This window comes from Ruegeria sp. CL6 (assembly GCF_056536465.1).
Genome location: NZ_JBQFPR010000011.1, coordinates 16,065 through 31,669 on the forward strand (window position 1 = coordinate 16,065; position 15,605 = coordinate 31,669).

At 58.5% G+C, this 15,605-nt stretch carries 12 protein-coding genes; 3 read left to right on the forward strand and 9 right to left on the reverse strand.

Translation table 11 applies throughout. From position 1 onward, the window contains the following. Positions 1-18: 18 nt before the first annotated feature. A complete protein-coding gene (locus ACR0LH_RS20305) occupies positions 19-1,227 on the reverse strand; it encodes a BCCT family transporter (protein WP_480722235.1) in 1,209 nt (402 codons plus the stop codon). Between the two features lie 180 nt (positions 1,228-1,407). On the opposite strand from ACR0LH_RS20305, the gene ACR0LH_RS20310 reads away from it, so the two are divergent. The 3 genes from ACR0LH_RS20310 to msrA all read left to right on the forward strand — a co-directional run bounded on the left by ACR0LH_RS20310 (position 1,408) and on the right by msrA (position 3,341). Beyond that, a complete protein-coding gene (locus ACR0LH_RS20310; RefSeq protein WP_480722236.1) occupies positions 1,408-2,286 on the forward strand; it encodes a DMT family transporter in 879 nt (292 codons plus the stop codon). A 99-nt stretch (positions 2,287-2,385) separates the two neighbouring features. Continuing rightward, positions 2,386-2,835: a peptide-methionine (R)-S-oxide reductase MsrB gene (msrB, locus tag ACR0LH_RS20315; protein WP_170564689.1), complete on the forward strand. Its 450-nt coding sequence runs from the start codon at positions 2,386-2,388 to the stop codon at positions 2,833-2,835. After that, positions 2,832-3,341 (forward strand): peptide-methionine (S)-S-oxide reductase MsrA, encoded by a 510-nt coding sequence (gene msrA, locus ACR0LH_RS20320; RefSeq protein WP_170777077.1) that lies wholly within the window; start codon positions 2,832-2,834, stop codon positions 3,339-3,341. Before msrB ends, msrA begins: the two co-directional genes overlap by 4 nt. 20 nt (positions 3,342-3,361) lie before the next feature. Here msrA and ACR0LH_RS20325 read toward each other — a convergent pair whose 3' ends face one another. The 8 genes from ACR0LH_RS20325 to ACR0LH_RS20360 all read right to left on the reverse strand — a co-directional run bounded on the left by ACR0LH_RS20325 (position 3,362) and on the right by ACR0LH_RS20360 (position 15,602). Further along, positions 3,362-5,365 (reverse strand): hydantoinase/oxoprolinase family protein, encoded by a 2,004-nt coding sequence (locus tag ACR0LH_RS20325; protein ID WP_480722237.1) that lies wholly within the window; start codon positions 5,363-5,365, stop codon positions 3,362-3,364. Positions 5,366-5,437: 72 nt separating this feature from the next. Next, positions 5,438-6,475, reverse strand: a complete 1,038-nt coding sequence (gene queG, locus ACR0LH_RS20330) for a tRNA epoxyqueuosine(34) reductase QueG (RefSeq protein ID WP_480722238.1) — start codon at positions 6,473-6,475, stop codon at positions 5,438-5,440. 71 nt (positions 6,476-6,546) lie between these two features. Continuing rightward, on the reverse strand, positions 6,547-7,212 hold the full coding sequence (gene fzlA / locus ACR0LH_RS20335; protein WP_170386802.1) for an FtsZ-binding protein FzlA: 666 nt from the start codon (positions 7,210-7,212) through the stop codon (positions 6,547-6,549). 58 nt (positions 7,213-7,270) lie between these two features. Next, entirely contained in the window at positions 7,271-8,005 is a 735-nt protein-coding gene (mtgA, locus tag ACR0LH_RS20340; RefSeq protein WP_480722239.1) for a monofunctional biosynthetic peptidoglycan transglycosylase, read from the reverse strand. Between the two features lie 39 nt (positions 8,006-8,044). Next, complete coding sequence (locus ACR0LH_RS20345; protein ID WP_480722240.1) at positions 8,045-8,995, reverse strand: Hint domain-containing protein; 951 nt, start codon at positions 8,993-8,995, stop codon at positions 8,045-8,047. A gap of 183 nt (positions 8,996-9,178) precedes the next feature. Next, complete coding sequence (gene gltB / locus ACR0LH_RS20350) at positions 9,179-13,711, reverse strand: glutamate synthase large subunit (protein ID WP_480722242.1); 4,533 nt, start codon at positions 13,709-13,711, stop codon at positions 9,179-9,181. After that, the gene (locus ACR0LH_RS20355; RefSeq protein WP_170699573.1) at positions 13,708-14,145 is read right to left on the reverse strand and encodes a GFA family protein; all 438 of its coding nucleotides are present in this window, start codon (positions 14,143-14,145) and stop codon (positions 13,708-13,710) included. The genes gltB and ACR0LH_RS20355 overlap by 4 nt, the downstream gene beginning before the upstream one ends. Positions 14,146-14,168: 23 nt before the next feature. Next, positions 14,169-15,602 carry an NAD(P)-dependent oxidoreductase gene (locus ACR0LH_RS20360; RefSeq protein ID WP_170803157.1) on the reverse strand — a complete coding sequence of 478 codons (1,434 nt, stop codon included), beginning with the start codon at positions 15,600-15,602 and terminating at the stop codon, positions 14,169-14,171. Positions 15,603-15,605: the final 3 nt, after the last annotated feature.

The following is a 15,605-nucleotide window of genomic DNA, read 5'->3' on the forward strand; positions in this document are numbered from 1 at the left end:
ACGCAGAACGGGCTTGGATCAGTGAACCGTTTCCACTTTGTGGAAGTCCAAATTGCGGTCTTCTGGCATTGCCGTGATGCTTAGTACCTCGCGCCGTTTGGCGATCAGGATATAGACCACGCAAGCCAGATAGAGGCCCACGACCACTGCTCCGATCCACTGAATCTGCAACCATTGGCTCTGGAACAACACGGTCAGGCCGAACAGCAGTGCCACGTTTCCGCCGATATATCCCAGCTTGCCCAGACGCTGGACCGTCATGTTCAGGTTGTCGGTATAGAGACGGATCAGTGAGTCCAGCGAGTTGATCACGAAAGTCACGCCAACGATTACCATCGCGATGTTGGTGATGCCTGCGGTGCTGATCTCGTTTAGGTGGTAGTAGTAAAGAACAGAGAACCAGATCGCCAGCGGGATCGACGGGAAGATCAGCAACGCCGCCAGCAGTTGCCACGTGGTCAGACCACCGACAAAGCGCGAGGTAAACTGACCGATCATGATCGACCATGCGAACCACCAGAACAGGTAGAAGGCGTGATAGTCGGTCAGCGGCAGGACGAATTTGTGGATGTTGGCGAAATAGGCACCGATATTGCTGTTGGTTTCCAAGAAACCCGATACACCCATACCCGCCGCGGCCCACATACCAAGGATTAGAGCGAGGAACAGAAAGGTTGAGCCGACCGACAGAATGCGAACGTATTTCAGGTCGGTCGAGGAATAGGCCGCGGCCAGGATCACCGCGAAAACAACCGCGTAGAAAGCCGGGATGACTGTTTCACCGTCGCCGATCTCGGGGATGTAGCCGGGCAGGTAGATCAGGAACAGGCTGGCCGTGAAGGCACAGGTGCCGATGATCACCACGTTGTTGATAAGTTTGACCAAGGGGATTTCAAAGAACTGCACACGAGGTTCTATGACGCAGAAATAGAAAGCCGTCAGGAAGTAGAACGCCCAGATCAAAAAGCCCCAGAACCCGAACTCGATCGCCAGGGGGTTGGCAAAAGCGTAGGCCGGATCCTCGGCATAGCCGCCGAACTCGGTCAGTGGAAACATGATCAGACCGACGTCCAGGCCGGACGTGAACAGGATCGCGATGAAGGTGAACAAATGCACCGGTGTCACACCAACGATCCGCAGATTCCACCACTTTACCACAAAGAACGCGACCAGACCCAAGGCCAGCAGGACGCCGAACGACAGTATGTATTCCAATAGCACCAACATATCTCCCTTGATGTGTCAGGTTTGGATGCTGCTATCTTTTATTGGCTGGTCAATCAACAAAAACGACACCTCTGAAAGTGGCGCGACATGGCTGTGTCTTTTTTAACGCAAGAAGTGGCGCTTGTTGCAGCTTTCGACAAATTGGGGAACAGTGCTCGAAAATAGATGGAAGGGGCGGCGATGGACCTGCGCGCCATGGCCATGGGGCTGACATTTGCGTTTATCTGGTCGTCGGCCTTTACCTCGGCGCGGATCATTGTCGCGGACGCTTCGCCTTTGTTTTCACTCGCGCTGCGGTTTCTGATTTCAGGGCTTATCGGCGTCGTGATCGCAAGGGTCATGGGCCAAAGCTGGCGCCTGACCCGGTCGCAGTGGTACGCCACCATATTGTTCGGAATTTGCCAAAATGCCCTTTATTTGGGTCTGAACTTCTATGCCATGCAGACGGTCGAGGCCTCGGTCGCCGCGATCATCGCCTCGACCATGCCCCTATTGGTCGCGCTCGCGGGCTGGCTGCTGTTGGGCGAACGGTTACGACTCACGGGTATCGCGGGTTTGTTTGCCGGATTCGCCGGAGTCGCCCTGATCATGAGCAGCCGCATCAGCACCGGTGTGGATATGTTCGGTGTCATGCTCTGCGGTCTCGGCGCACTGGCGCTGACTTTCGCTACGCTTGCTGTTCGCGGTGCGACTTCGGGTGGAAATTTCATGATGGTTGTGGGGTTGCAGATGCTGGTTGGGTCCGCTGTCTTGTTTGTGGCCGCACCGGTCTTTGAAACGATCTACATTCACCCAACGATACCGCTGGCGCTGGCCTTTACCTACACGACGCTATTCCCCGGATTGCTTGCGACCTTGATCTGGTTTCTGCTGCTGGACCGGATCGGAGCAACGCGGGCTGCTACGTTTCATTTCCTCAACCCCGTCTTCGGCGTCACAATCGCCGCGATATTACTGGGCGAGAAATTGGGGCCACTGGATGCAGTCGGCGTTGGGGTGACCACATTGGGAATTCTGGCCGTTCAGCTTTCCCGGCAACCCGCGCCAAAACCGGGCTGATACCCGCACATCTGCGCGAGGAAGGCAAAACCCCCTTTGCTTTCGTCGTTCAAACCCCATTTATTAGGCCAAACCCATTTCCACACGTCCCGAGGACCAATGACCCGCTATACCAAAGACCCCGAGGCGATCGCTGCCCTGTCACCCGAGGAATACCACGTCACCCAGAACAGCGGGACAGAGCGCCCCGGAACCGGCAAGCTGCTGAACAACAAGGAACCGGGGATTTACGTCGACATCGTTTCGGGCGAACCGCTGTTTGCCTCGACCCACAAATACGAATCCGGTTGCGGCTGGCCCAGCTTTACAAAGCCCATCGTGCACGAACACGTTGAGGAGTTCACCGACCGAACACTGGGTATGATCCGAACCGAAGTCCGGTCGAAACACGGGGACAGCCATCTTGGGCATGTGTTCCCCGACGGCCCGCGCGAACATGGCGGGCTGCGCTATTGCATCAACTCGGCCTCCTTGCGGTTTATCCATCGCGATAACATGGAGGATGAAGGCTATGGCGAATACCTGATTCATGTGGAGGACACCCAATGACCGAACAACGCGCCGTTCTTGCAGGTGGCTGCTTTTGGGGCATGCAGGATCTGATCCGCAAATTGCCCGGCGTATCCAGTACCCGTGTGGGATACACCGGCGGTGACGTACCAAACGCCACCTATCGCAATCACGGCACCCATGCCGAGGGGATCGAGATTTTCTTTGACCCTGCGCAGATCACCTTTCGCGACCTGCTGGAGTTCTTTTTCCAGATCCACGACCCGACCACGGTCAACCGACAAGGCAACGACATCGGCATGAGTTACCGGTCCGCCATCTACTTTGTGGATGATGACCAGAAACAGGTCGCTCTGGACACGATTGCAGACGTGGACGCCAGTGGCATCTGGCCCGGCAAAGTCGTTACCGAAGTCGAACCCGTAGGCGATTTCTGGGAGGCTGAGCCGGAACATCAAGATTATCTTGAGCGTATCCCGAACGGCTATACCTGCCATTTCCCGCGCCCCGACTGGGTTCTGCCAAAGCGCAACGCGGCCGAATAGTGGTTGGCCCCAACCTGGGGCTAACCTGACGCCACCCTCGGGCGGCCGCTGGCCTCGACCGTTACGGTTGCTTCAACAAAAACGTCCTGAGCCTCAATTCGGGCGGTCCGGATATCGCGGTCTACGATCACCCGGATATCTTCAGCACCCGCCTGACGGATTTCGCTTTCAGCCTGGTCTTTCAGGGCAGCCTGCAAAACCTTCAATGCTTCTTGGGATTCGGTGAAGTCCTGCGGCCCGGTCTCAAGGTGCACCCTATAGCGCCCCTCTGACGGTGACGTTACGGTCCCCGATCGGCGCAACGTCAGCCGGCCCACCACAGCGCCAATCGCATTGGCCACGCCGGTGTGTTCGGGCAGGATCATTTTGCAATGCAGCCGCTCTCCTACCGCTGGGTAATAGCTGGGCGCCGACGCCCCAAGGCCGATCACATCCACATTCAGGGCCGCATCCAGTGCCAGCAAACCGCGGTGCCGATCCAACCCTTTTTGCGTCAGAACATGGCGAGCCAGGTCTGTTGCAGACAGCCCAAAATCCTCAGCTTCTTCTGCAAAAGCAGTCTCTAACAAGGTCAAAGAGGTCTGCTCGGTCAGCTGAGCCACGATCATCTCGGCTAATGCTTCCGGTGTTACAGCCAAGGCATCCCCGGTTCCAACTCGCTTGCGCGCCATCAACTCCAGCGCTTTTCGCGCCGCCTCTGTGTCCCACGAGGTCAGTCGCCCAAGCACATGGGACGCATCAGACGGGGTGACGCCACTGACCTGAACGATCCCGCGATCCACAAGCCGCGTCAACGCGCCGCTTTCCATCCGGGTTTTCAGCAAGTCCGACAATGGCACAACCCGATCCCCGAGCCTTTCCAAAACCGCGTCTTCCCGTGGCCCCAAACCTTCGGCATGAAGGCCCGGAACGCGACGTGCAAAACGCGTGTCATGCTCACCCACCGTTGTCGCGCGTAGTTGTGCATCAAGAACCGGATGAACAACTTCGGGATGCTCTGCCGCAATCAGCGAGACAGGTAAAACCCGCCGCGGTCCAAGGAACACGCCGCCTGCCAAGCCTTCGGTCCTCACATGCACCTGACTGTCACCGCCCAGCCCATGCGTCCGCATGGCCACGGCCTCGACCATTGTGCGAAAGCCGCCCACCTGCGCTCCGGCTGGGTCAATCGCCGGTTTGCCATCCCGGATCAACGCTATATCCGTAGTCGTACCCCCGATGTCCGAGACCAAAGCGTTCTCGGCCCCGGTCAGCCAACTCGCCCCTACAATCGACGCAGCGGGTCCGCTCAGAATGGTTTCGATCGGCCGGTCCCGAGCCTGTTCCGCACTCATCAAGGCGCCATCACCGCGCACAACCATCATCGGCGCCGAAATACCAAGCTCTACCAGTTGATCCTGCGCGCGCCCGATCAGCCGGTCGATCATTCCAATCAGCCTAGCATTCAACACAGCGGTCACGGCGCGCTTTGGGCCATTCAGCTTGGCAGACAGATGATGCGAACACGTAACCGGCGCACCTGTCTTTTCTGCAATGATCTGGGCGGCCTCAAGCTCATGCGCTGGGTTCCGCGTCGCAAACTGCGCCGCCACCGCAAACCCCGACACACCTGCATGCGAGTCTAAAAAGGACAAAAGTGCCTCGGTATCCAGAGGGGCAGCCTCAGCCCCGGCATGCGTGTGACCCCCGTTCAGTACCACGGCCGGATCACCTTTCAAGGCATCCTTCAGCCCGTGCCTGTCCAGATCCGCCTGTTTGAACCCGATGTAAACAAGCGCAACGCGCCCACCCTGCCCTTCGACAAGGGCATTGGTGGCCAGCGTCGTGGACAGCGACGCCATCGAGATCTGATCCGGCGAGACCTGCGCCTGTTCAAACACGGCCGAGATCGCTTTGCCCACACCGATCGCCAAATCCGCCCGTGTGGTCAGAGATTTGGCCGAGGCTATCACATCCTTTTCGTCCCGAATAAGGACTGCATCCGTATAGGTTCCGCCTGTATCCACCCCCAAAGCCAACGCCATCGGGACCTCCTCACTGTTCGCTGAAGATCGGTGTAGCGGTTCGCAGCGACACGTCCACCCCGTTTGCGGCACTCAAGCCAGTTGTTTCACCGCCCAGCGCGCGGCATCGGCCACCGTCGGATCGGGATCGTCGACCAGCCGCGCCGCAGCTGGCCTTAATTCCGGCAATCCGGAATTTCCGATTGCATATAGAACATTCCGCACAAAGCGATCCCGCCCGATCCGCTTGATGGGCGACCCCGAAAACTTTTCGCGAAACGCCGCGTCATCCAAACCAGCCAGTTCCGCCAAGGGCGGAGACTTCAACTCGGGACGCGCCGCATATCTCAGATCGCTTGCGGCGACGGCAAACTTGTTCCAGGGACACGCGGCTAGGCAATCATCGCAACCATATATTCGATTTCCCATTTTCCCGCGCAGCTCTTCATCAACCGGACCCTTGTGTTCGATGGTCAGATAAGAAATGCAGCGCCGCGCGTCCAATTGATACGGACCCGGAAAAGCGTCAGTCGGGCACACATCCAGACAGGCCCGACACGATCCGCAATGATCAACCTCCGACATATCTGATGGCAATTCCAAAGTGGTGAAAACAGACCCTATGAAAGCCCAATTCCCCCAGTCTCGGCTAACTAGATTGGTGTGTTTCCCCTGCCATCCCAGCCCGGCCGCATGGCCCAGCGCCTTTTCCGGCACCGGTGCGGTATCGACAAACACCTTCACCTCTCCTCTGGCTTCGGCGATCAACCACCGCGCCAGCCGTTTGAGGCGCTTTTTGACCAGATCATGATAATCCTTGTTCTGCGCATAAACAGAAATCGCCCCGCGTTCCGCGTGCTGCAATACCTCGGTCGGATCATGTTCGGGCGTATAACTTTCGGCCAGCATGATCACCGAGCGCGCCTCGGGCCACAAAGCTGCCGGATCACCGCGCCAATGGGTCCGCTCGGCCATCCACCCCATCTGCCCGTGGTACCCGGCCTGTAAAAACGCCTCCAACCGAGCGGGCACCTCGGGTACATCCCAAGGGCGGCAGATACGACAGGACACAAACCCCTCACTCAGGGCCTGCGCCACCAACCTGTCCTTCAAACCCGATCCGTTCTTCATCTGGCCCAAATATCCTCGGGGGGAATCGCGCCCCGGCGCGATGGGGGGCAGACAGCCCCCCTGCTACCCTATCAGAAATCCAGATCAGCGTAATGAGGCGGTGGCCGGAAACCCGGCACCTGATCCGCCAGAATCGACCGAAACGCAGGGCGTGACTTGATCTTGGCGTACCAATCCTTCACCGCCGCGGATCGGTTCCAATCCACGTCCGAGATATAATCCAGCGCCGACAGATGCGCAGCCGCTGCAAAATCCGCCAGCGTCATCTGATCTCCGGCCAGCCAGCGGCGATGATCCAACAGCCAGGCCATGTAATCCAGATGATACTTGATTGCCTTGGCACCTTCCTTGACGTTCTTGCTGTCCGGATAGCCCTCGCCGGTAACCTTCTTGTTCACCCGCTCATACAATAGCTTCGAGGTGACCTCCTGGTGAAACTTGTCGTCAAACCACGCAACCAGACGCCGAACCTCGTACCTGTCTTCCGGTGTTTTAGGCAAAAGCGCAGGTTCCGGTCGTGTTTCTTCGATATACTCGCAGATGGCTGTGCTCTCGGACATGATCTTTCCGTCCAGCCGCAGAACCGGAACTTTTCCCGCCGGGTTTCGGCGTAGGAAGTCCGGGTCTTTTTCCCAGTACCTCTCTTCCACCAGCTCTACTTCGATCTTCTTTTCCGCCAGAGACAGGCGAACCTTGCGACAGTAAGGGGACAGGGGAACGTGAAACAGACGCGCCATGATCTTCCAATCGAACCAGTGAATACTCTTCTGCTTTAGCCTTGCGAGGCCGTGGGTTTCAATCCTCGAAACAATTTGCGCGACCATCTGCGCGAATGGTGGCCGCTCCATCCAGGATCGCTGCAGCGCGACGGCGCGTCCGAACCGAGGGGTCCGTGACCGACTTGTTGCGCGGCGACGGCAGGATGGCGGCTATACGGGCGGCCTGCACCGGCGACAGTCGCGAAGCTGGTACATTAAAGTTTTTCTGGGCTGCCGCCTCTACGCCAAAAACCCCATTTCCAGTCTCGGCCACGTTCAGGTAAACTTCGACAATTCGCTGCTTGCTCCAAAAGATTTCAACGACCGGGGTGATCGTGGTTTCCAGCGCTTTGCGGACCCAGCTTCGCCCCTGCCAAAGAAAGACATTCTTCACCATCTGCTGGGTAATCGTCGACGCCCCGCGCGTACCGCCATCTTCAAGCGCATCGCGAATGGCTTCTACGTCAAAGCCCCAATGCAGGCAGAAATTCGCATCCTCAGCCGCCACAACAGACCGCACCATGACCGGAGAGATGTCTTCAATCGGCACCCAGTCTCTTTCAACTTTGCCCAGACGCCGCCACTCGGACCAAATCGTATGTGTGATCGGCGGATTGACCACAGAATAAAGCAGCACCAAAGCCACCACGAAAGCGACCGCTGCCAACACGATCCGGCCCACCCAGAGGCGGACGCGTGGGATCATCGTTTTCTTGGATTTGGACGCCTTGCTTTTCTTACCGCTCGATTTGCGTGCTGCTTTCTTTGCCATGCAGTTGCTATACGACGCGGAGCACGAGTTTGGAACGGTTTATATGGCGATTGTGCGCGCTTCGCGGGGGCGCACCACCGGGCGGGCCGTTTCTGGTAAACCCGAGTTTCTCCGTCGCAACTCGGGAAAGAGGGTCAGCATCTCAGCTTGAATGTCCTTGTCCGCCTGCGCAATCGCGTGGCCGGGGTAGTAGCTTTCTGTCTTTGCGCCATTGGCAAAAACGATCTCATGGCGTGAAAATAGCAGGTGAATATATTCAACCTGGCCGCCCTCGACGCGTTTGACCGTAGTCCCGTTGGTCAGACAATGGGCTGCAATGAGAACTTCGGAATGGCCAAACAGGAAAGGCGCGCGCCAATCCTCTATCAACATTCTATGCTGAGGGGATACGGTGAGAGGGTGATCCAAGCCCAAGACCCCGGCCTCAAATCGAATGGGGGCCAGTTTTCCCTCGGCCGGCACAGTCGTTTTACCCACCCACAGCAAGGGCTGCGCTCCGTTGTCGGCCGTTGTTACCTGATCTCCGGGCTTCAGCACTTCAATCCGCCGAGGGCCGTTCGGAGTGTCGATAAGGGTTCCCGGTGTAAAACACGGCGGCCCCAGATCATCATTGGCTATGCTGACCGAGCCAAACGAGTTTCCCGTATCGCTGAAATCCGTGACCGATGAGCTGACAAAGGTTCCATCCTGCAGAACCTTCCCGTCCGTTGGGGTAAAGACCTCGCGGCCATCGGCAAGATAGAAGGTCACGCCCGTGTAGGTGATCTGCGTCCCATCCGACAGTTGGATGGTGACCACATCGTCAAAAAAGGATGATCGGATGTCCGATCCGTCGACCGAGTCGCCATTCAGCCTATTGACCAGACCGTTGTCGTTCTGGTCCACGATGTCGAACTTCTGAACGGTGAGAGTTGATCCCGGAACCGTCCCCGTTGCATCCGGGTTGGCGGGATCAAATACATAGAACTGGTCTGTATAGGTCGTGGGCATTTAGGTGCTCCTGCGAACTCGTAAAGCCGGGCCGCAGCAAGGCTGCAAACCCTCAAAACGTTATGATCCGAACTAGGCCCGAATACAGGGATAACACAAGAAAACCGTAGGAATTGCAGAGAAATAGGAAATCCCGCGTGTTTTTGATGACACGCGGGTTTATTTGTTCAGATTTCAGGCAGCTTATTCCGCGGGAACGGCTGTTGCCTCGTTGGTCAAGGGATGGCTGAGCTTGTTCAACATCTCTTTCGGGCAGACCTGCAGGAAGTTGGCTTTTTCTACATCCCAATGCTGCAGAATGTCCGCGGCCTTGCGGCTGTGGGTTTCGGCGTGATGGGTCTCGATCAGCGACTTCAGCTCTGCTTCCCAATGGTCCACAGTCACTGGGCAGGTCACCAGCGTTTCCATGTTCATCAACGCCTGCGCCTTGCCTTCGGGATCATACAGATAAGCCATGCCACCCGTCATGCCTGCGCCAAAGTTGGCCCCAATGTCCCCGAGGATCACCGCAACACCGCCGGTCATGTATTCGCACCCGTTCGAGCCACAGCCCTCGATCACCACCTTGGCACCCGAGTTCCGCACCGCAAACCGTTCACCCGCACGGCCTGCCGCGAACAGGTGGCCGTCGGTGGCACCGTACAAAACGGTGTTGCCAATGATCGTGTTGTCATCTGCCTTCAGCGGGCTGACCTGCGGCGGGCGCACGATGACCATGCCGCCCGACAAACCCTTGCCAACATAGTCATTGGCGTCACCGGACACTTCCAGCTTCAACCCCGGAGCCGCAAACGCCCCCAGCGACTGACCGGCCGAGCCCTGCAGCTTTACATGTAGGTGGTCGGACTGGAACGTGTTCCGCATGCCGAAATTCTGCACGATATGGCTGGAAACCCGCGTGCCCACCGTCCGGTGCGTGTTCTGAATCGCGTAAGACAGCTGCATCTTCTCACCATCCTTCAGGAACCGAGCTGCGTCGCGCACGATCTCGGCATCCAGCGTGTCAGGCACCGCGTTGCGATCCTTGCGGCGATTATAAACGATGTCCTGCGCGCCATCGACGGTGATCAGCAGCGGGTTCAGGTCCAGATCGTCCAGATGCGCCGAACCCCGGCTGACCTGCGCCAGCAGATCGGCCCGCCCGATGATCTCATCAATCGAGCGCGCACCGAGGCTAGCCAGCAGTTCACGCACTTCCTGCGCGTAGAAGGTGATCAGGTTGACGACCTTATCCGCATTGCCGGTGAACTTGGCGCGTAGGGATTCGTCCTGCGTACACACACCAACAGGACAGGTGTTCGACTGGCACTGACGCACCATGATACAACCCATCGCGATCAGGGCGGCGGTTCCGATGCCGTATTCCTCGGCCCCCATCATCGCGGCCATCACGATATCGCGCCCGGTCCGCAACCCGCCATCGGTGCGCAGGGTCACCCGGTCGCGCAGGTTGTTCATCGCCAGAACCTGATGCGCCTCGGTCAGGCCCATCTCCCACGGAAGACCGGCATATTTGATCGAGGTCGCGGGCGAAGCGCCCGTACCGCCATTGTGACCCGAAATAAGGATAATATCCGCTTTCGCCTTGGCCACACCTGCCGCAATCGTGCCCACGCCCGAGGACGCGACCAGCTTGACCGTCACCTTACAGCGCGGGTTGATCTGCTTCAGGTCGTAGATCAGCTGCGCCAGATCCTCGATCGAGTAGATGTCGTGATGCGGCGGCGGTGAGATCAACGTCACGCCCTTGGTCGAGTGCCGCAGACGCGCGATCAGGTCGGTCACCTTCATGCCCGGCAACTGGCCACCCTCACCGGGTTTTGCACCTTGGGCGACCTTGATCTCAAGCTCTTCACACTGGTTCAGATACTCGGCGGTCACACCGAACCGGCCCGAGGCCACCTGTTTGATCTTGGCCGAGGGGTTGTCGCCATTCGGCTCTGGCACGAAATGCGCCGGATCTTCGCCGCCCTCACCCGAGTCAGATTTCGCTCCGATCCGGTTCATCGCCACGTTCAGCGTCTTATGCGCCTCGGGCGACAACGCACCCAGCGACATGCCCGGGGTCACGAACCGTTTGCGGATCGAGGTGATCGACTCGACCTCTTCAATCGGCACCGGCTTGCCCAGCGGTTTGAAATCCATCAGGTCGCGCAGGTGGATCGGCGGGTTCGACTGCATCTTGGCCGAATATTGCTTCCACAACTCATAGGACGCGCGATCACAGGCCATCTGCATCATATGCATCGAGGTCGCTTCCCACGCGTGGGTTTCACCAGATTTACGCGCCTTGTAGAAACCACCGATGGGCAACACGTCCAGACCGCTGTCCCAGCCCTTGGCGTGGATTTCCTCGGCCTTGGCCTGAATACCGGTCACGCCGATACCGGAAATCCGGCTGGTCATTCCGGGGAAATATTCGGCCACCATCGCACGACTGAGGCCAACGGCCTCAAAGTTCAGACCGCCGCGATAGGAGGAAATCACCGAGATGCCCATCTTGGCCATGATCTTCAGCAGACCCTGGTCGATTGCCTCGCGATAGCGCGCCACGTTTTCCGTCAGCGTTCCATCCAGCAGGCCGCGATCAATGCGGTCGGCCAGCGAGTCCTCGGCGAGATAGGCGTTCACAACGGTCGCGCCGCACCCGATCAGCACGGCAAAGTAATGCGGATCGACACATTCGGCCGAGCGCACGTTCAGCGAACAGAAAGTCCGCAGCCCCTGACGGGTCAGATGCGAATGAACAGCACTGGTTGCCAAGATCATCGGCATCGCCACGCGGCCCTCGCCCGAGTTCATATCGGACAGCACCAGATGGCCAGCGCCCGAACGCACGGCTTCTTCTGCTTCGGCTCTGATACGGGCCAGTGCAGCGTTCAGAGCACCGCGACCAGGCTCAAAGCTACAGTCGATTTCGGCGAGGGGTGAGTTGAAGGTCTCGACCAGCTTCTCCCACTGGGCGTTGCCGACAAAGGGGCTGCCCAAGGTGATGATCTCGGTCTGGCTGCTGTCTTCATCCAGCACGTTTTTCAGGTTTCCGAACCGAGTCTTCAGCGACATCACGCGGTATTCACGCAGGCTGTCGATCGGCGGGTTGGTCACCTGGCTAAAGTTCTGGCGGAAGAAATGGCTGAGCGGGCGGTACTGCTTGGACAGAACTGCCGACGGGGTGTCATCACCCATCGAGGCAATGGATTCCTTGCCATCCTCGGCCATCGGCGCGAGGATTTGCTCCAGCTCTTCAACCGAATATCCAGCCGCGATCTGACGCTTGCGCAGTTCCTCACCGCTGAACTTCGCGGTTTCGGTCTCACCCGCAAGTGATTCATCCAGATCATTGATTTTGCCGACCCACTCTCCAAACGGCAGGGCACGCGCCAGTTTGTCCTTGATCTGCTTGTCGCGATAGAGCTTGCCGCGCTTCATATCCACGGCCAGCATCTGACCCGGACCCAAAGCGCCTTTTTCCGTCACCGAAGCCTCATCAATCGGCACCATCCCGGCCTCGGACCCGGCGATAACCAGACCATCACCCGTCACGACATAGCGCATGGGGCGCAGACCGTTGCGGTCCAGACCGGCGCAAACCCAGCGACCGTCTGTCATGGCCAAGGCTGCGGGGCCGTCCCACGGTTCCATCACCGAGTTGCAGTAGGAATACATGTCGCGCCACGCTTGCGGCAGCTCGACCGCCTGCTTGGACCAGCTTTCCGGTACCAGCATGGTTTTCGCCATGGGCGCGGAACGACCCGCGCGCACCAGAACCTCAAAAACCGAGTCTAATGCGGCCGAATCCGACGATCCACCTGCGATGATCGGCTTGATATCCTCGGCATAGTCGCCAAAGGTCGAGGACGCCATGCGGATCTCATGGCTTTTCATCCAGTTTACGTTACCTTTCAGCGTGTTGATCTCGCCATTATGGGCCAACATGCGGAAAGGCTGCGCCAGCCACCATTGTGGGAAGGTGTTGGTCGAATAGCGCTGGTGATAGATCGCAAAGGCGGACTCGAACCGTTCGTCCATCAGGTCGGGGTAGAAAACCGCAACCTGCTCGGCCAGCATCATGCCCTTATAGATGATCGAGCGGCACGACAGCGACGCCAGGTACAGCCCGGAAATCCCCGCGGCCAAGGCTGCTTTTTCGATGCGGCGACGGATAACATAAAGCTCACGCTCAAAGGTTTCTTCATCCACGCCTTTGGAATTGGAAATCAGGATCTGCTCGATCTCTGGCCGGGTCGCGTTGGCCTTTTCACCCAGACAGGTCACATCGACGGGCACGTGACGCCAGCCGTAGATGTAATAACCCATGCGCAGAACTTCGGTTTCCACGATGGTCCGGCAGCTTTCCTGTGCGCCAAAATCTGTACGTGGCAGAAAGACCTGACCAACCGCGATCAGCTCATCCAGATTGGGCTCGTGCCCGGTGCGACGGATTTGGTCATAAAAGAAGGGAACAGGGATCTGCACGTGGATACCAGCGCCATCGCCGGTCTTGCCATCTGCATCCACGGCACCCCGGTGCCAGATCGCCTTGAGAGCGTCGATCCCCGCATCAACAACCTTGCGCGACGGCTTTCCGTCAACGGATACAACAAGGCCCACACCGCAGGAAGAATGCTCTTCTTCCTCGGAATAGAGACCGTTTTCCGCCATCCACTGACGTTTGGTTTCTTCGGCGCGCACCCAATCGGCATCATATTTGGTCATTGGCTGTCTCCTTCTTGCGGTTGGGCGTACATGGCTTCGACCTCGGCTTTGGTCATCTGCCGGCGCTCGCCTACAAACGCGTACCCTTCGGGCTTTTTGTCGATATAGAGTTCTAGTTTCAGCGGGCCGCCTGCGGCGTTTTCAAACAGGCCAGCCGCCATTTGTGTATGTCCGTGCATCTCGCCCGGCAGAGTGATCCGATACCAAAGTGCAGAGCCACATTCGCTGCAAAATGCTCGTTCAGCCCAGTCTGACGACGTAAAGGTCTTAACCGGTCCCAACGCGGCATAGCCGGGTTCGGTTGGAAAGGTCATCAACATCGAACTGGTCCAGCGGCGGCATTGATCGCAATGACACGCACCCAGCGCGTCCTGCGCCGGGGTCGCGGTTACAGTGACTGCACCGCACATGCATTGGCCTTGCAACTCGGGCATCCTGCCCCTCCTGATCGCTGGGCTTACTCGGCTGCGACCGCAGCCTTGGCGTTGAATCGATCGATGATCGCATCGGCACAGTCGCGACCGTCACGGATCGCCCACACGACCAGAGAGGCCCCGCGCACGATGTCACCGATGGCATAGACGCCGTCCATCTCGGTCTCACCGGTCTGGAACGCAGCCTTGACGGTGCCCCAGCGAGTCACGGGCAGGTCTGGTTGGCCGAATAGGGTGGGCAGGTCTTCTGGCTCGAACCCCAGCGCCTTGATCACCAGATCGGCATCTTCGACATAATCCGCACCTTCGATCACCTCCGGGGCTTGGCGACCGGTGGCGTCGGGCTGACCCAGACGCATTTTCTGCACCATCACGCCAGACACTTTGTCGTCTCCGGTAAAGCCTTTTGGCGCGCTAAGCCATTCAAAGACCACGCCTTCTTCTTCGGCGTTCTGCGTTTCGCGCTGCGAACCCGGCATGTTGGCGCGGTCGCGGCGATACAGGCATTTGACCGAGGTCGCGCCCTGACGGATCGAGGTGCGAACGCAATCCATCGCGGTATCACCGCCACCGATCACGACAACTTTCTTACCCTCGGCGTTCAGGCGGCCATTGTCGAAATCCTCGACAGCATCCCCAAAGCTCTTGCGGTTCGAGGCGGTCAGGAAGTCGATCGCCTTTTCGATCCCGGCCAGACCGCTGCCCGGCATGGACAGGTCGCGAGACTTGTAGACGCCCGTCGCGATGATCACCGCGTCATGCTTCCCACGAATTTCGTCGAATTTCGCGGCATCGACGTCGCAGTTCAAAACGAACTCAACTCCGCCATCGGCCAGCAGATCATTGCGGCGCTGCACGATGTCTTTTTCCAGCTTGAAACCCGGAATGCCGTACATCAGCAACCCGCCCGCACGGTCATAACGGTCATAAACAGTGACCTGAATTCCCGACCGACGCAGCATATCAGCAGCGGCCAGACCACCGGGGCCAGCACCGATGATGCCCACACTTTCGCTACGCTCTGCACCCGGTACGACTGGCTTCACCCAACCTTTGTCCCAGGCGGTGTCGGTGATGTATTTCTCGATCGTGCCAATCGTGACAGTGCCGTGGCCGGACTGTTCGATCACACAATTCCCTTCGCACAAGCGATCCTGCGGGCAGATGCGGCCACAAATCTCGGGGAAGGTGTTGGTGGCCTGACTGGTTTGATAGGCTTCTTCCAAACGGCCAGTCGCGGTCAGGCGCAGCCAGTCTGGTATGTTGTTGTGCAGCGGACAATGCGACTGACAATACGGCACACCGCATTGGCTGCAGCGGCTGGCCTGCTCTTCGGCCTTGGCCGAGGCAAATTCCGAGTAGATTTCGTCAAAGTCTTCCTTGCGCGCGTCCGCGGCGCGCTTTTCGGGCATGGCGCGATCGACTTGCACAAATTTCAGCATCGGTTGCTTGGCCACAGG